Here is an 18342-nt window from a genome sequence, read left to right as displayed (position 1 = left end):
GATGCAAGGGAGCTCTGAATGATCGGTCGCCTCAACCATGTCGCCATCGCCGTGAAGGACCTCGCGGCTTCAAGCGCGCTCTATCGCGATACGCTCGGTGCACGCGTCTCCCAGCCGCTGCCGCAGCCTGAGCACGGCGTCACCGTCGTCTTCGTCGAGCTGCCCAACACCAAGATCGAGTTGCTCGAGCCCCTCGGGGCGGATTCCCCCGTCGCGAAATTTCTCGAGCGGAATGCCGATGGCGGCATTCATCACATCTGCTACGAGGTCGACGACATCCTGGCGGCGCGTGACCGGCTGAAGGCAACGGGCGCGCGCGTGCTCGGCTCCGGCGAGCCACGCATCGGCGCCCACGGCAAGCCGGTCCTGTTCCTGCACCCCAAGGATTTCTGTGGCACGCTCGTCGAACTGGAACAGGCCTGAGATCCAGCGGCGCGAAACGTTCGGGAGACGACTGATGATCGACTTCTTCGGGGAGCCCGAGGCGGGCTCGCCGCGCCCCTTCAGCGCGGCGACCCGGGCCGCAGGGCTGATCTTTGTCTCCGGACATTCGGCTCCGCATGACCCTGCGAACGGCATCCACCGCGGTGAGACTCCGGCCGATGAGGTCCGCAATGCGCTGGGGCGGATCAGCGAGATTCTGGCCGAGGCCGGCAGTGGTCTCGACCGCGTCGTGCAGATGACGATGCTGATCACCGACCCGTCCGACTACGCCGCCTGCAATGCTGAATATGTGAAGCATTTCCCCGGCGGCCTGCCGGCTCGCCACACCGCGCGCTTCGGCGTGCCTACGGAAGCGCGTGTCGCATTCTCCTGCGTCGCATTGGCCGGCTAGATCATCGGACCGGATATCGTATCCGGTCCGATGATCTGAGCTTTTTGTGTTTGCATCGGCTTTGCCCCGAAAATCGCAATCCACTTTTCGGGCCGATGCTTAGGCTTTCGCGTGGATCGTGAGGGGCTGCGGCAGCGAGGAGCCTTGCCGCAATCGCGCTGGCTTGCCATGAGATGACCGCCTCCGCCCGAGAAAGGATCATGCCATGACCATTGCTGGCGGTCTCGCCGTTTATTTCGTGATCTGGTGGACGGTTCTGTTCGTGACCCTGCCGTTCGGGGTCCGCAGCCAGGCGGAGGACGGGGAGGTCGTTAAGGGCACCGAGCCGGGCGCCCCCGTGCTTCCGAACCTCGCCAGGAAGGCGCTGATCACCTCGATCCTGGCCGGAATCATCTTCGCGTTCGTCTGGTATATCTGGTCGGCCTACGATCTTTGATCGACGCGGATGGTAACGCCAAAAACAAAGGGCAAGGCCGAAGCCTTGCCCGTGAGTCTGTTTTTTCCGCAGCAACGGCGCACATCTGGATGCGTGCGACTCATATACTAGGCGGGCGTTTGTTCCTCCCGAGACCTGGTCCGCGGCGCTCAAGGTTTCCCCGAGCGAGCCCAGCGCCAGATGAGTAGCCGATTGTGACAGGGCTGTCACCCATTTAGGCAGCGCTAGCCTGATCTTTTTGCAAGTTGAATGAGGTTTGCTCTTGTGCGGTGCAGCATGCTCCGGATGAAGCGGGTCGACGCCTTGTTCCGGCCAAAGGATGCCGTTACGACGCCCGTGTTGATCGGCCGGATCCTCCGGCAACGACGGAGATGCTTCACATGCTGCGCAGTTCTCTCGCCATTCTCGCTCTTGCTGCGTCGCTCGGTTGCGCGCAGGCGCAGGCGCCAGCCTCCGATCCCAACAATACTGTCGTGCTCGAGACCAAGGACGGCAACATCACGATTCGTCTTCGTCCCGATCTGGCCCCCAAGCATGTCGAGCAGATCAAGGCGCTGGCCAAGCGCGGCTTCTATGACGGCATCGTCTTCCATCGCGTCATCGACGGCTTCATGGCCCAGACCGGCGACCCGACCGGAACCGGCACCGGCAAGTCCGACCTGCCGAATCTTCCGGCTGAATTCACGCCCACGCCTTACAAGGTCGGCTCGGTCGGCATGGCACGCTCCGCCTCGCCCGATTCCGCCAATTCGCAGTTCTTCATCTGCTACGAAGGCTGCGGCTCGCTGACCGGGCAGTACACGCTGTTCGGCGAGGTGGTGTCGGGCATGGATGTGGCGCGTAAGATCAAGAAGGGCAGCTCGGCCAATAACGGCCAGGTCAGTGCCCCCGACAAGATCGTGCGCATGCGTCTCCAGGCCGACGCGAAGTAGCAAGGAGCGGCTGCAGCCATGGCGCGTGTCCTGCTCGTGTTCGTTGCCGGCTTGCAGATTGTCATGGTCGGTGCCGGCGCGGCGCAGGACACGACCGATCTCGGACTGCCGCCGCCCTCCGGCTCGCAGAATCCGGTTCTGCCGCCGCCTTCCGGTTCGCAGAACCCTGTGCTGCCGCCGCCCACGGGGCAGCGCTACCTGCCAGGCATCGGCGGGCCGTTCGGGGAACACGCGCCGCGCCGCGCGATACCGCGCCTGCCGCCCCCGGTCGATTCGGGGCTGAGCGGATCAGTGTCGCCAATCACCCGCAGCTTTGAAGGCGAAGCTGTCGATCGCATTTCGGAGATCGGCCCGGCGTTCCGCCGCTGCTGGAACCCGCCTGCGATGACAGGTTCCAGCGACGGTGCCATGGCGACGGTCCGCTTCAGTCTGCGTCGCGACGGTACCATCTTTGGCCAGCCGCGTGTCACATGGGAAACCCGCCGCACTGATCCCGATCTGAGGGAACGGTTCACCGCCTCCGTGATCGACGCCATCCGGGACTGCGCACCTGTGAGGTTGTCGCCGCGCTTCGGAGCGAGTATCGCGGGGCGACCCTTCACCATTCGCTTCCACGGCCGTGCGCCGTCCAATGAAAGGCCAATCTGATGTCGCTCGATCCCGAAAACACCCTCGTCATGGAGACCACCAAGGGCCGTGTTGTCATCAAGCTGCGCCCTGACCTGGCTCCCGGCCATGTCGAGCGCCTGAAGACCCTGGCACGCCAGGGCTTCTATGACGGCATCGTCTTCCACCGTGTCATCGACGGCTTCATGGCCCAGGTCGGCTGCCCGCATGGCACCGGCACCGGCGGCTCCGACCTGCCTGACCTGAAGGCCGAGTTCAACGCCGAGCCGCATGTTCGGGGCATCTGCTCGATGGCCCGTTCGCAGAACCCGAACTCGGCCAACAGCCAGTTCTTCATCGTTTTCGACGACGCCCGTTTCCTCGACAAGCAGTACACTGTCTGGGGCCAGGTTGTTGAAGGCATGGAGAATGTCGACAACATCAAGCGCGGCGAGCCGGTGCGTGACCCGGACTCCATCGTCTCGATGAAGGTGATGGCTGACGCGGCCTGATATCGCCACAAGCCCCGCTCCCACGGGGCTTGAGTTCAGATGAGCCCTCATCCCGGCAGCGCCGCAGGCGCGTCCCAACGGGTGGGGGCTCATCTTGTTTTTGATCGCAGTTCAGTGAGGCGGATCCGATCGTGGATGTCGAACTCTTCGACTTCGACCTGCCGGAAGAGCGCATCGCGCTGAGGCCCGTCAGCCCGCGTGATGCAGCGCGGATGCTCGTGGTGCGGCCAGATGCAGCCGAACCATTCGAGGATCGCGGCGTTCGCGACCTCGCCAGCCTGCTTCAGCCCGGCGACGCGCTCGTCCTCAACGATACGCGCGTGATCCCGTCCCGGCTCTATGGCCGACGCGTCAGGGGAGAAGCCTCGGCTCGCGTCGAGATCATGCTGCACAAGCGCGAGGCATCCGACCGCTGGCTCGCTTTCGCCCGGCCGGCCAAGAAACTGGCCCTCGGCGAGACGGTCGTGTTCGGCTCGGACGCAGCATCGAATGCGTGCGAACTCGGCGCGCTGCATGCCGAAATCGTCGGAAAGAGCGAAGGCGGCGAGGTCGAATTGCGCTTCGCCTGGTCCGGTCCGATCCTCGATGAAGCGATCGCGCGGCTGGGTGAACTTCCGCTCCCGCCCTATATCGCCGGCAAGCGACCGACCGATCAGGCTGATGCCCACGACTACCAGACGGTCCACGCCCGCGCAGATGGAGCCGTGGCCGCCCCGACCGCTGGCCTCCACTTCACGCCTGAACTGTTTGCCGCCCTCGAGGCGCGCGGCGTTTCCTGCCATTTCGTGACGCTTCATGTCGGCGCGGGCACGTTCCTCCCGGTCAAGGCCGAGGATACGCGTGAGCACCGCATGCATGCCGAATGGGGTAGCCTGAGCGGCGAGACCGCAGCAGCGCTCAATCAGGTCAAGGCAAGGGGAGGCCGCGTCGTCGCCGTTGGCACCACGGCCCTGCGGCTGCTTGAGAGCGCCACTGGCGAGAACGGCGTCGTCGCGCCGTTCTCCGGTGATACGGCCATCTTCATCACGCCAGGCTATCGCTTCCGGGCCGTCGATATCCTGATGACGAACTTCCACCTGCCACGCTCGACACTGTTCATGCTGGTCTCGGCCTTCTGCGGGCTCGACGTCATGAAACGGGCCTATGCCCATGCGATCGCGGAGAATTACCGGTTCTATTCCTATGGCGACGGCAGTTTGCTGTTCAGGGCTGAGTCCTCCAGTCTACTCGTCGCTTGATCCGGCTCGCAATCGGCCAGCGAAAATGCTACCCGGCAGGGTGAAGAGGATTGTGACACCCTATGGCCGATATTTTTCGTGAGATCGACGAGGAGGTCCGGCGCGACAAAGCGGCGGCGCTCTGGAAGAAATATGGCAACCTGCTCATCGGCTTGGCCGTGGCTGCTGTCGTGGCCGTCGCTGCCTGGCAGGTCTGGCTGTATCGCGAGCAGCAGGCTTCGCAGGCCGTGGGTGCACGGCTGGAAGAGGCACTGAGAGCTTCACGCGACAACCGCGGCGCCGAAGCGGAATCGATCCTCCTCGAGCTTTCGGCCAACGCGCCGGCGGGATACCGCCAGATCGCGCGGTTCCGTCTGGCTGCCGAAACCGGCAAGCGCGACCCTGCCGCGGGCGCGACGGCTTTCGACGCGCTGGCGAATGACGGCGCTCTCGATCAGCTCTACCGCGACCTTGCCCGGCTTCGCGCCGGCATGTTGCGCGTCGATCTCGCACCTTATGCCGAGATTCGCACCGCGCTTGAGCCACTGGCCACTCCGCAGGGCGTGTGGCGCCATTCGGCCCGTGAGTTTCTCGGCATTGCCGCTCTCAAGGCCAATCTGTTCGAGGATGCCGGCCGCTGGTTCGACGCAATCGTGACCGACCCGCAATCGCCGCAGGTGCTGCGCCAGCGTACCGATCTCTATCTCGCTCTGGTGCGCGGCGGCGCCGTCGAGACCAAGAATTGACCCGACGTGCTGATCCCGGCGCGTAACAGGACGAATTTGAACACCATGACCGCGACCGTCGCCATCATCGGCCGGCCGAATGTCGGCAAATCGACGCTCTTCAACCGGCTCGTGGGCAAGAAGCTCGCTCTGGTCGATGACCGGCCGGGCGTGACCCGCGACCGGCGCGAAGGTGATGCCTCGCTCGGCCATTTGCGCTTCCGCATCATCGATACCGCCGGACTCGAGGAGGCCGACAAGGACTCGCTCGCGGGCCGCATGCGCGCTCAGACCGAGACCGCGATCGCGCAGGCCGACGTGATCCTCTTCATGATCGATGCCCGGCTCGGCCTGACGCCGATGGACCAGCCCTTCGCGGACCTGGTACGCCGTTCTGGAAAGCCCGTGATCCTGCTCGCCAACAAGGCGGAAGGGAACAAGGGCAAGGACGGCACTTTTGAAGCCTATGCGCTCGGCCTGGGCGACCCCGTGCCGTTCTCGGCCGAACACGGCGAAGGCACCGCGGATCTGCTCGAAGCGCTCGTGCCCTTCATTGCCGACGAGCCCGACGAAGACGAAGACGATCAGGCCTGGGCCGAAGCCCCGGCTGCCGATTTCGACGAAGAGAGCGACCCCAACAAGCCGCTGCGCGTCACCATCATCGGCCGCCCCAATGCCGGCAAGTCCACCCTGGTCAACCGCATGATTGGCGAGGACCGTCTGCTGACGGGTCCGGAGGCCGGAATCACCCGAGACACCATCTCGGTTGACTGGGAGTGGCGCAGCCGTCCGGTCAAGCTCTTCGACACGGCGGGCATGCGCAAGCGCGCCCGCATCGAGGAGAAGCTCGAGAAGCTGTCGGTTGCCGATGCGCTTCGGGCCATTCGCTTCGCCGAAGTCGTCGTCGTCCTGCTCGATTCGACCATTCCGTTCGAGAAGCAGGACCTGACGCTGGTCGACCTGACCGAGAGGGAGGGCCGGTCGGTCGTCATCGGCCTGAACAAATGGGATCTCGTCGCCGACAAGCAGGGCCTGCTCGCCGAGCTCAAGGAGAAGGCGAACCATTTGCTGGCACAGGTGCGCGGCGTGCAGATCGTTCCGCTGTCGGGTCTGGCGGGCGAGGGCATCGACCGGCTGATGCAGGCTGTCTTCGCCAGTTATGACGTCTGGAATCGCCGCGTCTCCACGGCGCGGATCAACCGCTGGCTCGAAGGCGTGCTCTCGGCTCACCCGCCTCCGGCGGTTGCCGGGCGCCGCATCAAGATCCGCTACATGACGCAGGCGAAGGCGCGCCCGCCGACCTTCGCGCTGTTCGGCAACCAGCTCGACCATTTGCCGGTGTCCTATACGCGCTATCTCGTCAACAATCTGCGCGAGGCGTTCGAGCTGCCGGGTACGCCGATCCGATTGCACACGCGCGGCGGCGACAATCCCTACGATCGAAACAAGCGCAAGTGAAAATCACCGTCGTCGGCGCGGGCATTGGCGACCTTGTGCCGCCTGGGCCCTCAGCGGGCGTGGCCATGAGGTGACGCTGCTCGAGCAGGCGCCGGTGATCCCCAACCCCTTGGCCGCCTCGCGCTCTCGGCATGTTCGGGGCACGGCTACAAGTTTGGCGCGGCGGTCGGTCGACATGTCGCGACGGCTCTGGAGAGCGGAGGCGATGCCGGATTGCTCCGCTGGCTGCGAGCGGAGTAGGCCCAATGGAGGGGCAGATGCTCGAGACGGTCAGCGCTCTGTTCGTCAGCCCGGAAAACAAGGTTCTGCTCGGCCTGAGGGCATCCTGGAAGCGCGCATGGGCCGATCACTGGGACGCGATTGGTGGCCGGGTCGAGGCGGGTGAAAGCCTCCGGGAGGCACTTCTGCGCGAATGCCGTGAGGAAGTCGGCCTTGTCCCGACGCGCTATCAACTGGTGCTGTCGGAGCCGGAGCGCTTCCCGGAGCGAAACGGCGAGGCGCTGCACCACATCTACGTCGTGCATTCCTGGGAGGGCGGGGAGGCGGTCAATCTCTGCGACGAGCACGTCGAGATACGCTGGTTTGCGCTCGACGAGATGGAGGCGCTGCCAAACCTCACCATCCCCGATCTGATCACGCTGGTGCGTGCGTCGCCGGACCGCGGAGCCTGATCGCTCCTCGAGTTAGGCTGGCATCTGCGGGGTCAGCACCTTGCCCTGCGGAAAGTCGAAAATCTTGCCCGTCTCGGCCCAGTCGGGCGAGGCCAGGCGTACGAGATGCGGAGCGAGGTCTTCCGGGGTCTTGAGTGTCAGCGGATCCTCGCCCGGCATCGCTTCTTCCCGCATGCGGGTGCGCAGGGGGCCGGGATTGACGATCATCACCTTGAGCGGGGTCGTCACGGTCTCGGCCGCATAGGTGCGCGCCATGGCTTCGACGGCCGCCTTCGAGATCGAGTACGGGCCCCAATAGGCCACGCACTTATGCGCGGCGCCTGACGACATCACGATCACGCGGCCCGCGTCCGAGGCCTGGAGCGCCGGTTCGACCGATTTGATCAGGCGCCAGTTGGCCGTGACATTGGTCTCGAACACCTTGGCCCATTCCTTCGGCGAGGCGTGGGTGAGGGGGGTCAGGGGGCCAAGGATGCCGGCATTGGCGAGCAGGATGTCGAGCTTGCCCCAGCGCTGCAGCAGAGCCGGGCCAAGCTTCTCGATCGCAGCCACGTCAGCGAGGTCGACCGGAACCAGCGTCGTGCTGCCGCCGATGCCCTGAATCTCGTCATCGAGCTCTTCAAGCGCGCCCGAGGTGCGCGCCAGCGCGACGACATGGGCGCCCGCATCGGCGAAGGCGAGGGCTGCTGCACGGCCAATACCGCGCGACGCTCCGGTGACGAGCGCGACGCGCCCTGCGAGAGGCTTGGTCATCATGTGCTCGTGGTGATCAGCCGGCTTCGGCCAGGAGGGACAATTCCTGCTTGGCGCTCTCGCCGATGACATCGGTCAGCGAGGTCGGGTAGTCGCCAGTGAAGCAATGGTCAGTGAACTGAGGCCGGGCGGGATCGCGCCGCTCATGTCCCATGGCGCGGTAAAGACCGTCGACCGAGAGGAAGGCGAGAGAATCCGCGCCGACGAACTGGCGCATCTCTTCGAGGGTGTGGGTTGCCGCCAGCAGCTTCTCGCGGTCAGGCGTGTCGATTCCGTAATAGTCGGGATGGGTGATCGGCGGAGACGAGATCCGGAAATGAACCTCGCGCGCACCCGCCTCGCGCATCATCTTGACGATCTTGAACGAGGTCGTGCCGCGCACGATCGAGTCGTCGACCAGAACGATGCTCTTGCCTTCGACCACGCTACGATTGGCGGAGTGCTTCAGGCGCACGCCAAGTTCACGGACCTTCTGGGTCGGTTCGATGAAGGTGCGCCCGACATAATGGTTGCGGATAATGCCAAGCTCAAAGGGAACGCCGCTCGCCTGGGCGAAGCCCAGCGCCGCCGGCACGCCGGAGTCCGGTACGGGCACGATCACGTCGGCATTCGCCGGCGCTTCCAGCGCCAGCTGCGCACCCATGCGCTTGCGCCGTTCATAGATGCTCTGGCCCTTCACGATCGAATCCGGTCGGGCGAAATAGATATACTCGAAGATGCAGGGGCGTTCCGCGGCCGGCGGGAAGGGCTTGTGACTCTCGATACCGTCTTCGGAGATGACGATGACTTCGCCGTTCTCGACCTCACGGACGAACTTGGCGCCGATGATGTCGAGCGCGCAGGTTTCGGAGGTCAGGATGGGGGCGCCGTCCAGTTCACCCAGCACCAGCGGGCGGATGCCCAGCGGATCGCGCGCGCCAATCAGCTTCTTGTTGGTGATGCCGACGAAGGCGTAAGCGCCCTCGATCTGGCGGATGGCGTCGACAAAACGATCGATGAAGCGGGTCTTGCGGCTGCGAGCAACGAGATGGAGCAGCACCTCCGTGTCGGAGGTTGACTGATAGATAGCGCCGTCACGGACGAGGTTGCGGCGCAGCGTCAGGCCGTTGGTAAGGTTGCCATTATGAGCAACGGCGAAACCGCCGCCATGCAGCTCGGCGAAGAGCGGCTGGACGTTGCGGAGGATCGTCTCGCCCGTTGTCGAATAGCGCACATGACCGATCGCCTGTGCACCCTTGAGCTTGTCGATCACCGAGGCTTCCGAGAACGCGTCGCCGACAAGGCCGAGACGCCGCTCCGAATGGAAGCGCCTGCCATCAAAGGTGACGATACCCGCCGCCTCCTGGCCGCGATGCTGGAGCGCATGCAGACCGAGCGCCGTCAGCGCGGCGGCATCGGCATGACCGAAGATGCCGAACACGCCGCATTCCTCGCGCAGCCGGTCGGCATAGGGATCGAAGGCGTCGTGGGTCTCGGGTTGAGACGTCATTACGGGCTCCATACGCTGTAACACGGCTGCGTTACGCTCCAATTACGGACGAGTTTGGGCAGGTTTTGCGGGGCGGGTGCCTTCGATCGCGCGCTGCAGGGCCTGGCGGTCGTTGGCGTTCGGCACTTCGGTGCGGCGCTGCGGGTCGGCGGTCGGGCTCGCCGGCGGGCGCGGCTCCTCAGCCGGCACCTCGGCGGGCTCTTCGCCGGTCTTGGGCTTCAGCAGCTTCTTGACGAAGTCGGAATTGATGTCCTGCGGCAGCATCGTCAGCAGCGACCGCCCGGTCTCTTCAAGGATCGGCTTGGCCTTGGCGTCCTTTGCCCAGCTCGGCAGGTTCTTGTCGCCCATCAGTGCCGTGAAGAACACATAGCCGACGACCGCGAGCAGCAGCCCGCGGGCCGCGCCGAAGACAAAGCCCAGCGTCCGGTCGAGCGCACCGATACGGGAGTCGAGGACGAAATCGGAAATCCGGGCAGTCACGAGCGACACGATGATCAAGGTTACCAGGAACAGGGCCGCGATCACCGCGACCAGAGCGATGGTCTGGTTCGGGATATGTTGCTGTGCCAGCGGCAGGAGCTGGGGATGAAACACCCAAGCCACCACGGCCGCCGTCGCCCAGGACGCGATAGCCAACACTTCTCGTGTCAGCCCGCGCACAGCGGCCAGCAACGCCGAGATCAGAACCACGCCGATGACGACGAGATCGAGGATTGTGACAGGCATGTAGGAAGCCGCTTCTCTAGCATCTAGGGGTGGCCTGCAAGAAATGGGCTGGCCGCAACGATTTTGCTATACGCGTTCGAACGGGTTCCGTCACCTTTGGGGGCGGTTCATTTCACATCCCTGCGAGGAGCGCGGGCCGCGATGTCGGCGACCAGCTCCGCAACATGCCCGAAACGGCGCAATCCAAGCCCGCTGCCATCGCCGAAATCTGCTCCTCCCGCGGGGAGGAGCGCCGCCTCGAAGCCCAGTTTTGCTGCCTCGCGCAGCCGGGCCGCAGCGACGGAAACCGGGCGAATCGCCCCCGACAGGGCAATCTCGCCGAAATAAACGCCTTCCGCGGGCAGGATCGCTCCGGTCAGCGAGGAGATGAGCGAGGCCGCAACCGCCAGATCGGCGGCCGGCTCATTGACCCGCAAGCCGCCGGCCACGTTGAGATAGACATCGTGCTGGCCGAGCCTGAGGCCGCCATGGGTTTCGAGCACGGCGAGCACCATGGCGAGACGGCTGTTTTCCCAGCCGACGACTGCGCGCCGCGGCGTACCCAGCGAGGTCGGCGAGACCAGTGCCTGGATCTCGACCAGTACCGGCCTCGTGCCCTCGACCCCGGCGAAGACGGCGGCGCCGGGGGCAGCCTGGTCGCGTCCAGCCAGGAAAAGCGCCGACGGATTGGAGACTTCCGACAATCCCTTGCCAGTCATCTCGAAAACGCCGATCTCGTCGGTCGCCCCGAAGCGGTTCTTCTGCGCGCGCAAGACGCGAAAGGCATGCGCGCCTTCGCCCTCGAAGGAGAGAACGGCGTCGACCATGTGCTCGACCACGCGGGGCCCGGCGATCTGCCCGTCCTTGGTGACATGGCCGACGAGGATCAGGCAGGCGCCGCTGGTCTTGGCATAGCGGATCAGCGACTGGGCCGAACCGCGGACCTGCGTCACCGTGCCCGGCGCGCTTTCAACCTCGCCCGACCACATGGTCTGGATCGAATCGATCACGACGAGGGCCGGGCGCTGGCCCTGATTGAGGGTGGCGACGATGTCCTCGACATTGGTTTCGGCGGCAAGGTCGACGGGCGCATCGGCGAGGCCCATGCGCTCGGCCCGCAGGCGGACCTGCCCGGTCGATTCTTCGCCCGAGACATAGACGACGCGATGGCCGCCATTCGCGAGTGCTGCACAAGCCTGCATCAGCAGGGTCGATTTGCCGATGCCGGGATCGCCGCCGATCAGCAGCACCGAGCCCGGCACGAAGCCGCCACCGGTGACCCGGTCGAGTTCACCGATGCCGGCGACAATACGGGGAGCGTCCTGTGTCTCGCCCCTGAGCGTCTCAAGCGCAAAGACGCGGCCGCGCGCACGGCCGTTCGACGAGCCGCGCCCGCCTGGCACCGGCGCGGCCTGCGCTTCCTCGCTGAGCGACGACCATGTGCCGCAGGCGTCGCATTTGCCCTGCCAGCGATGATAAACCGCGCCGCAGGCCTGGCAGGTATAGGTCGGGCCGCGTTTCGCCATGCCGCACTAGAGCCCGACATAGCGGCGCGCATAGCGCCGGCCGAGGCTGGTCAGGATCTCATAGCCGATGGTCTTTGCACCAGTGCCAACCGTATCGATGTCGAGCGGCCCGCCGATCAACGTCACCGGCGCGCCCCGCACGGCGGCAGCCGCAGGCGCTTCCGTGACATCGATGATGATCAGGTCCATCGAGACAGTGCCGACGAAGGGGCAGGTGACGCCGCCGACGATGGCCGAGCCGCCGGTGCTGCTATCCGTCCAGCTCGCATTGCGCGGATAGCCGTCAGCATAGCCGAGGCAGATCGTGGCGAGCTTACGCGGCCCCCGTGCCGTCCAGCGGCCGTTATAACCCACCTGCGTGCCGGCCTTGACCTCGCGCAGTTGGAGAATGCGTGCCTCCAGCCCGATGACAGGCTGCATCGGGTTGGGCCGGTTCGGCGTCGGATTGCCGCCATAGAGCGCATAGCCCGGCCGGGTGAGTTGGTAAGACGGGACATCCCTAAGGAAATGACCCGAGGAGTTCTTCAGCGAGGCGGGAATGCCGGGGAAAGCAGCAGCAATCTCGGCGAAGGCGGCGGCTTGCCGCGCGTTGGCCGGATCGGCTTCATCCTCGGATGAGGCGAAATGCGACATCACCAGACCGATGCCGGCTGCCGTGATCGTGCCCGAGCGCTCGCGAGCGAGGTTCAAACCTTCGCCGGCCCAGAGCCCGAGCCGGTTCATTGCCGTGTCGACATGCAGGGCGGCCGGCCTGGCTGCGGCTCCGCCCTGGCGGAATGCGGCCCATTCGAGCAGTTCTTCATGCGAGCCGAGCACCGGTGACAGGCCGTGCTGGGCAAAGTAGCCACAGGTTTCCGGCAAGAGGCCGTTCAGCACATAAATCGCCGCGTCCGGAGCCACCGCTCGGGCCCGAACGCCCTCGGACAGATGGGCGACGAAGAATGTGCGGCAGCCGGCCTTGGCGAGAGCTGTGACCGCGGGCTCGATGCCGATGCCATAGGCGTCGGCCTTGACCACGGCGCCGGTCTCGGCACCGCTGGCACGTTGCCCGAGCGCATGCCAGTTCGCTACCAGCGCCCCAAGATCGATCGTCAGTGTCGCGCCGGCCATGCCGGCATCCGGGGAGTCGAAGGCGGTCATATATGTTCCGGCAAATGGGCTTCTTCGGCGCGGTCGGAGAAGCGTGTGACGTCGGCATCGAACTGCAAGGCGATGGTGCCGGTCGGGCCATGACGCTGTTTGCCGATGATCAATTCGGCGAGGCCATGGGCCAGCTCCATCTCGTTGAGCCAAGTCGCATGCTCCGGTGTCCCGGCACGCGGCTCCTTGCCCTTGAGGTAATATTCCTCGCGATAGACGAACATCACGACGTCGGCGTCCTGCTCGATCGAGCCGGATTCGCGCAGGTCCGAGAGCTGGGGCCGCTTGTCGTCGCGGTTCTCGACCTGGCGCGAAAGCTGCGAGAGCGCGATGATCGGTACCGAGAGTTCCTTCGCCAGCGCTTTCAGGCTGGTCGTGATCTCGGTCAGCTCCTGCACGCGATTCTCGCCCTTCTTGGCCGAACCCGAGAGCAACTGGAGGTAGTCGATGAAGAGAACATCGAGCCCCTTCTGGCGCTTCAGCCGTCGCGCGCGCGCCATCAGCTGCGCGATCGAGAGGCCGCCGGTCTGGTCGATATAGAGCGGCAGTTTCTCGATTTGGTTTGCGACATCGGCCAGCCGCGCGAAATCGGCCTCGGAGATGCGGCCCTGCCTGATCTTGTAGGACGAGATGCCCGATTGTTCGGCGACGATACGGGTCGCGAGCTGGTCGGCCGACATTTCGAGCGAGAAGAAGGCAACGATACCGCCGTCTACGGACTTGAGCGAACCGTCATCCTGCCGCTCGCCGCGCCAGGCCTTGGCGATGTTGAACGCGATGTTGGTCGCCAGCGACGTCTTGCCCATGGCCGGGCGGCCGGCGAGCACGATCAGGTCGGAGCGCTGCAGGCCGCCCATGCGCTGGTCGAGATCGCGGAGGCCCGACGAGATGCCTGAGAGACCGCCGGCGCGCTGATAGGCGCTCGCCGCCATGTCGATCGCGAGGCGCAGGGCGCCGTCGAATTTCTGGAAACCACCCTCGTAGCGACCTTTCTCGGCCAGCTCGTAGAGCCGGCGCTCGGCCTCCTCGATCTGCTCGCGCGGCGCCATCTCGACCGGTGCGTCATAGGCGACGTTGACCAGATCCTCGCCGACGCCAATGAGCAGGCGGCGGATGGCGAGCTCGTAGATCGTCCGCCCGTAATCCTGCGCGTTGATGATGGTCGTGGCCTCGGCCGCGAGGCGAGCAAGGTATTGCGAGGCCGTGATGCCGCCAAGATCGATCTCGGCGAGGAATGTCTTCAGCGTGATCGGCGTCGCGATCTTGCCCGCTCGGATCAGGCTCGCGGTCAGCTCGAAGATGCGCTGGTGGATCGGCTCGAAGAAATGGTCCTGCAGCAGAAAGTCGGAGACCCGGTAGAACGCGTCGTTATTGACCAGGATGGCGCCCAGCAACGCCTGTTCAGCCTCGATATTATGCGGCTGGACACGATACTCCGCCTCTTGATTGTCGAGACGGGCAACGAGGGCGGTGGCAGTGGCCATGATCTGCGGGCAAGCTCAGCTGGGATGAGTCGGATCATGTGTAGTCTAGCACCCTGACGCCCGATGCCAGCAGGCAATGCGTCTTCCTCCCGATCTTCACAACCCTCCAACGAAAAGGGCGCCGTGTTGCCACGGCGCCCTTGACTCATGGTTGGACGAGGGCGCCTCAGCGATCGTCGCTGTCGCCGGCTTCGGCCAGCGCCGCACCGACCTCAAGGCCGAGATCGTCAAGATCGAACTCTTCGCGAGCCGTGACGTTCTCGCCGCGGACCTGGCGCTCGGCTTCCTCGGCGGAACGGGCGATGTTGACGGTGACGGTGACCGAAACCTCCGGATGCAGCACGACCGGAACGGTGTGCAGGCCGAGCGTCTTGATCGGCGCGTTCAGCGTGATCTGGCTGCGGTCGACGCTGAACCCGTCCGAGGTCAGGGCCTCGGCGATGTCGCGGGTCGAGACCGAACCGTAGAGCACGCCGGATTCGCCCGACTGGCGCAGCATCACGACCGAGTGGCCGTTCAGCGTCTCGGCGACCGAATCGGCCTCCTTCTTGAGTTCGAGATTGCGGGTCTCGAGCTGGGCGCGCTGCGTCTCGAAGCGCTTCTTGTTCTCTTCGGTGGCGCGCAGCGCCTTGCCGCGGGGCAGCAGAAAGTTGCGGCCGAAGCCGTCGCGCACGCGGACGACTTCGCCCATCTGGCCGAGCTTGGCGACGCGTTCGAGCAGGATCACTTCCATTGGTCTTCTCCTTCTTGTGTTGGCTTGTGTTGGGTGTCAGGCGTTAGGCATGGGTGGAACGGAGGGCGGGCTGGGGGCCTTTCGGCGCCCCAGCAGCGAATCGACGATGCCGGCAAGCGACAGCAATGGCGTCAGCAGGGCCTGCATGACGAAGAGTGCGAGATAGACCGAGATCAGCGCCGGGCCGCGCCAGGCTTTGCCGCGCGTCAGGTCGTGGATCGTCGCCAGCCCGCTGAACATGAAGACAGCGAGGAGTGCGCCGGTCATCGCCGCCCCGGCAACGCCGATGAAGCCGCCGAGCGTAGCGGTCGCCATCGCCAGACCGAGCAGGATCAGCGCGCGGCGAGGAACCGTCGTCGCGGGAATGAAGGGCCAAGGGCGCGGCAGTCGGCCGGAGACCTGCACCGCCTTGGCCGCAAGCCAGAGATTGGCGACGATCGTCGTGACAAAGGACGCGCCGATCCCGACGGGGACCGCCGGCGCCAGCGTCAGCGCAAGCTCGGAAACCTTCACATCCGCAGGCAAGGTGATGTAGCGGCTGCGGACCATCTCGGAGAGCAGGTTCTCGATGACGCGTGCAATCACCGTGCGATAGGTGTCATAATCCGTCGTCATCACGAGAGCGCTGCCGACTGTGGTCAGCGCGGCTATCGCGGCGATCCAGACCAGAAGATGGCCGAGCGGATACCACTCGGCGCCGCCAGTGTCGTCGTTGCGGGCAAGCAGCGCGAGATAGGCAATCCACCAGGCTGGCAGCGCAACGATCAGTGCAAAATTGAGCCCGGCGGCGAAACTGAGCGCGATCATACCGGCGATCGCGCCGGCTGCGGTCGCAACCAGTCCTGCGCGATGATTCCAGCCGAGTGCCGCGATGAAGATCGGAAGAGGGGCTGCAGAATACAGCAGAAAGGCCAGCGGCGATCCGGTGATCACCACTGCGAAAAGAAGGGCCGAGACAAGGCCCGCACCGATGCCGACGATCGGAAGCATTCTTCGTCCTGCTGTCCCGCTGCTCGAAATGGCAGGGTGAGAGGCATCTCGCCTCAACATACCCGGCGGGGTTTCACCGCTGGGCGACTCGGGGTTAGGGCCATCGCCGGTGCCAGGCACCGGCGATGGGTCGCAATCCGCTTAGCGGATGACGTAAGGCAGCAGGCCCAGGAAGCGGGCGCGCTTGATCGCCTGGGCGAGCTCACGCTGCTTCTTGGCCGATACGGCCGTGATGCGCGACGGCACGATCTTGCCGCGCTCGGAGATGTAGCGCGAAAGCAGGCGCACATCCTTGTAGTCGATCTTCGGAGCGCCTTCGCCCGAGAACGGGCAGGACTTGCGGCGGCGGAAGAAGGGGCGGCGGGCGCCGGCGGAAGCGGTCGACATGGCTTAGGCCTCCGTGCCGGTGGTTTCGGTGGTCTCGTCGTCGCGACGCGGACGGTCGCGGCGCGGGCCGCGGTCGAACCGGTCGCCGCCGCGGTCGAAGCGATCACCGCCGCGCTCGCCGCGGTCGTCACGATCGCGCTTTTGCAGCATCGCCGACTGGCCTTCCTCGAGCTCCTCGACGCGGATCGTCAGGAAGCGCAGGACGTCTTCGTTGATGCGCATCTGGCGCTCCATCTCCAGCACGGCGGCGGATGGTGCGTTGATGTTCAGCAGCGAGTAATGAGCCTTGCGGTTCTTACGGATGCGATAGCCGAGCGACTTCACGCCCCAGTACTCGGTCTTGGGGACCGAGCCGCCATTTGCCTCGATGATGCCCTTGAACTGTTCGACAAGAGCTTCGACTTGCTGCGCGCTGACATCCTGCCGCGCGAGCAGCACATGCTCGTACAATGCCATAATGGCCTTCCTTTGTTTCACCCTGTTTCGCTCGGCGCGGAGCCCTCCGAGCCCTGGATAAGGCCCGACAGGATTTCATCGAAGGCGGAGACACGGGATGGCGGTTCGAGAGCCGAACCTGCGAGACGCTCAGTGAGCTGCCCGCCATCCGTTCAGCCTCCGGCCGAACAAACAGGAGGCGGCTGATACAGCGTCGGGGCCATTTCCGCAAGCCAAATCACTGCATGAATGACTGCGAATTCTCCAGCAAAGCTTGACTTGGCCTCCCAAGCAATGTGAGAGCCCCGTCGCGATGACTAAATTATGAACATCGGGATTTTCTCAGCATGACAACCGCGTTCATCTTTCCCGGTCAGGGCTCTCAGGCCGTCGGCATGGGCAAGACCTTGGCCGACGCTTTTCCGGTGGCCAGGGCGGTCTTCGCCGAGGTCGACGACGCCCTGTCGCAGAAGCTTTCGACAATTATGTGGGATGGTCCTGCCGAGGATCTGACGCTGACCGCCAATGCCCAGCCGGCCCTGATGGCGGTCAGCCTTGCCGTGATCCGTGTCCTCGAGGCGGAGGCCGGTCTGTCGCTGCAGCGCGATGCGGCCTTCGTCGCTGGCCACTCGCTCGGCGAATATTCTGCGCTGGCGGCTGCTGGCAGCTTCTCGATTGCGGATGCCGCTCGTCTGCTCCGGATTCGCGGCGACGCCATGCAGAAGGCCGTGCCGGCAGGCGAGGGGGCCATGGCCGCGTTGCTTGGCGTCGAGCTCGCCCAGGCGCGCGAGATCGCCAGGGACGCAGCGCAAGGCGAGATCTGCGAGGCTGCCAATGACAATGGCGGCGGGCAGGTCGTTCTGTCCGGCAGCAAGGCAGCGATCGAGCGGGCGATTGCGCTTTCCGGCCAGCGCGGTGTCAAGCGCGCCCTGCCGTTGCCGGTGTCTGCACCCTTCCATTGCGCGCTGATGCAGCCTGCCGCCGATGCCATGCGCGAGGCCTTGGCCAAGGTCGCCCTGGCGCCGCCCGTCATTCCGGTGATGGCCAATGTCGGCGCTGCTCCGCTGAGCGACCCTGACGCGATCCGCGCCTCGCTGGTGGCGCAGGTGACGGGAACCGTGCGCTGGCGTGAATGCGTGCAAGCCATGGCGGATGCCGGCGTGACCCGTTTCGTCGAGGCCGGCAGCGGCAAGGTGCTGGCAGGCCTGGTCAAGCGTATCGCTGCTGGTACGAGCGCGGTTTCGCTCGGAGCCGCCGACGATATTCGCAATTACAGTGCCCAGAACGGGTGAACCGGCAGGACGCCGG

At 65.2% G+C, this 18342-nt stretch carries 21 protein-coding genes; 11 read left to right on the top strand and 10 right to left on the bottom strand.

Translation table 11 applies throughout. From position 1 onward, the window contains the following. The first annotated feature begins 18 nt into the window (after nucleotides 1-18). From mce to FG93_RS32930, 10 genes are all read left to right on the top strand, one after another. On the top strand, nucleotides 19-423 hold the full coding sequence (mce, locus tag FG93_RS18000) for a methylmalonyl-CoA epimerase (RefSeq protein ID WP_043236779.1): 405 nt from the start codon (nucleotides 19-21) through the stop codon (nucleotides 421-423). Nucleotides 424-457: 34 nt separating this feature from the next. Then, the gene (locus tag FG93_RS17995; protein WP_052513904.1) at nucleotides 458-835 is read left to right on the top strand and encodes a RidA family protein; all 378 of its coding nucleotides are present in this window, start codon (nucleotides 458-460) and stop codon (nucleotides 833-835) included. A gap of 205 nt (nucleotides 836-1040) precedes the next feature. Further along, nucleotides 1041-1271, top strand: coding sequence for a DUF1467 family protein (locus FG93_RS17990; RefSeq protein WP_043236777.1), 231 nt, complete (start codon nucleotides 1041-1043; stop codon nucleotides 1269-1271). Nucleotides 1272-1651: 380 nt separating this feature from the next. Then, nucleotides 1652-2203, top strand: coding sequence for a peptidylprolyl isomerase (locus tag FG93_RS17985; RefSeq protein ID WP_043236910.1), 552 nt, complete (start codon nucleotides 1652-1654; stop codon nucleotides 2201-2203). 18 nt (nucleotides 2204-2221) lie between these two features. Next, entirely contained in the window at nucleotides 2222-2851 is a 630-nt protein-coding gene (locus FG93_RS31280; RefSeq protein WP_052513903.1) for a hypothetical protein, read from the top strand. Further along, nucleotides 2851-3321, top strand: a complete 471-nt coding sequence (locus tag FG93_RS17975) for a peptidylprolyl isomerase (protein ID WP_043236776.1) — start codon at nucleotides 2851-2853, stop codon at nucleotides 3319-3321. Before FG93_RS31280 ends, FG93_RS17975 begins: the two co-directional genes overlap by 1 nt. A 131-nt stretch (nucleotides 3322-3452) precedes the next feature. Next, on the top strand, nucleotides 3453-4559 hold the full coding sequence (gene queA / locus FG93_RS17970) for a tRNA preQ1(34) S-adenosylmethionine ribosyltransferase-isomerase QueA (protein ID WP_043236774.1): 1107 nt from the start codon (nucleotides 3453-3455) through the stop codon (nucleotides 4557-4559). A 62-nt stretch (nucleotides 4560-4621) separates the two neighbouring features. After that, the gene (locus FG93_RS17965; protein WP_043236772.1) at nucleotides 4622-5284 is read left to right on the top strand and encodes a tetratricopeptide repeat protein; all 663 of its coding nucleotides are present in this window, start codon (nucleotides 4622-4624) and stop codon (nucleotides 5282-5284) included. A 45-nt stretch (nucleotides 5285-5329) separates the two neighbouring features. After that, nucleotides 5330-6721: a ribosome biogenesis GTPase Der gene (gene der, locus FG93_RS17960; protein WP_043236770.1), complete on the top strand. Its 1392-nt coding sequence runs from the start codon at nucleotides 5330-5332 to the stop codon at nucleotides 6719-6721. Nucleotides 6722-6978: 257 nt separating this feature from the next. Then, entirely contained in the window at nucleotides 6979-7392 is a 414-nt protein-coding gene (locus tag FG93_RS32930) for an NUDIX hydrolase (protein ID WP_161783840.1), read from the top strand. A 12-nt stretch (nucleotides 7393-7404) separates the two neighbouring features. Here the strand turns inward: FG93_RS32930 and FG93_RS17950 are convergent, their stop codons facing one another. The 10 genes from FG93_RS17950 to rpsF all read right to left on the bottom strand — a co-directional run bounded on the left by FG93_RS17950 (nucleotide 7405) and on the right by rpsF (nucleotide 17055). After that, nucleotides 7405-8148: an SDR family NAD(P)-dependent oxidoreductase gene (locus tag FG93_RS17950; protein ID WP_043236767.1), complete on the bottom strand. Its 744-nt coding sequence runs from the start codon at nucleotides 8146-8148 to the stop codon at nucleotides 7405-7407. A gap of 13 nt (nucleotides 8149-8161) precedes the next feature. Then, nucleotides 8162-9634: an amidophosphoribosyltransferase gene (purF, locus tag FG93_RS17945; protein ID WP_200878126.1), complete on the bottom strand. Its 1473-nt coding sequence runs from the start codon at nucleotides 9632-9634 to the stop codon at nucleotides 8162-8164. Nucleotides 9635-9676: 42 nt separating this feature from the next. Next, on the bottom strand, nucleotides 9677-10360 hold the full coding sequence (locus FG93_RS17940; RefSeq protein ID WP_052513902.1) for a CvpA family protein: 684 nt from the start codon (nucleotides 10358-10360) through the stop codon (nucleotides 9677-9679). Between the two features lie 107 nt (nucleotides 10361-10467). Further along, complete coding sequence (gene radA, locus FG93_RS17935) at nucleotides 10468-11865, bottom strand: DNA repair protein RadA (RefSeq protein ID WP_043236763.1); 1398 nt, start codon at nucleotides 11863-11865, stop codon at nucleotides 10468-10470. Nucleotides 11866-11871: 6 nt separating this feature from the next. After that, a complete protein-coding gene (gene alr / locus FG93_RS17930) occupies nucleotides 11872-13005 on the bottom strand; it encodes an alanine racemase (RefSeq protein ID WP_081881629.1) in 1134 nt (377 codons plus the stop codon). After that, complete coding sequence (locus FG93_RS17925) at nucleotides 13002-14489, bottom strand: replicative DNA helicase (protein ID WP_043236762.1); 1488 nt, start codon at nucleotides 14487-14489, stop codon at nucleotides 13002-13004. Before FG93_RS17925 ends, alr begins: the two co-directional genes overlap by 4 nt. A 166-nt stretch (nucleotides 14490-14655) precedes the next feature. Beyond that, on the bottom strand, nucleotides 14656-15222 hold the full coding sequence (gene rplI / locus FG93_RS17920) for a 50S ribosomal protein L9 (protein ID WP_043236760.1): 567 nt from the start codon (nucleotides 15220-15222) through the stop codon (nucleotides 14656-14658). 36 nt (nucleotides 15223-15258) lie between these two features. Further along, nucleotides 15259-16212, bottom strand: a complete 954-nt coding sequence (locus FG93_RS17915) for a hypothetical protein (protein ID WP_043236759.1) — start codon at nucleotides 16210-16212, stop codon at nucleotides 15259-15261. A 141-nt stretch (nucleotides 16213-16353) separates the two neighbouring features. Next, the gene (gene rpsR / locus FG93_RS17910) at nucleotides 16354-16599 is read right to left on the bottom strand and encodes a 30S ribosomal protein S18 (RefSeq protein WP_038367644.1); all 246 of its coding nucleotides are present in this window, start codon (nucleotides 16597-16599) and stop codon (nucleotides 16354-16356) included. Between the two features lie 3 nt (nucleotides 16600-16602). Next, on the bottom strand, nucleotides 16603-17055 hold the full coding sequence (gene rpsF, locus FG93_RS17905) for a 30S ribosomal protein S6 (protein ID WP_043236756.1): 453 nt from the start codon (nucleotides 17053-17055) through the stop codon (nucleotides 16603-16605). Between the two features lie 326 nt (nucleotides 17056-17381). Here rpsF and fabD point away from each other — a divergent pair, with 326 nt between their 5' ends. Further along, complete coding sequence (gene fabD, locus FG93_RS17900; protein ID WP_043236755.1) at nucleotides 17382-18326, top strand: ACP S-malonyltransferase; 945 nt, start codon at nucleotides 17382-17384, stop codon at nucleotides 18324-18326. The last annotated feature ends 16 nt before the right edge of the window (nucleotides 18327-18342 follow it).

Source organism: Allobosea sp. LC85 (genome assembly GCF_000735605.1).
GTDB lineage: Bacteria > Pseudomonadota > Alphaproteobacteria > Rhizobiales > Beijerinckiaceae > Allobosea.
The sequence above is the reverse complement of the archived record's forward strand: the minus strand, read 5'-3'. Positions and strand labels throughout refer to the sequence as shown.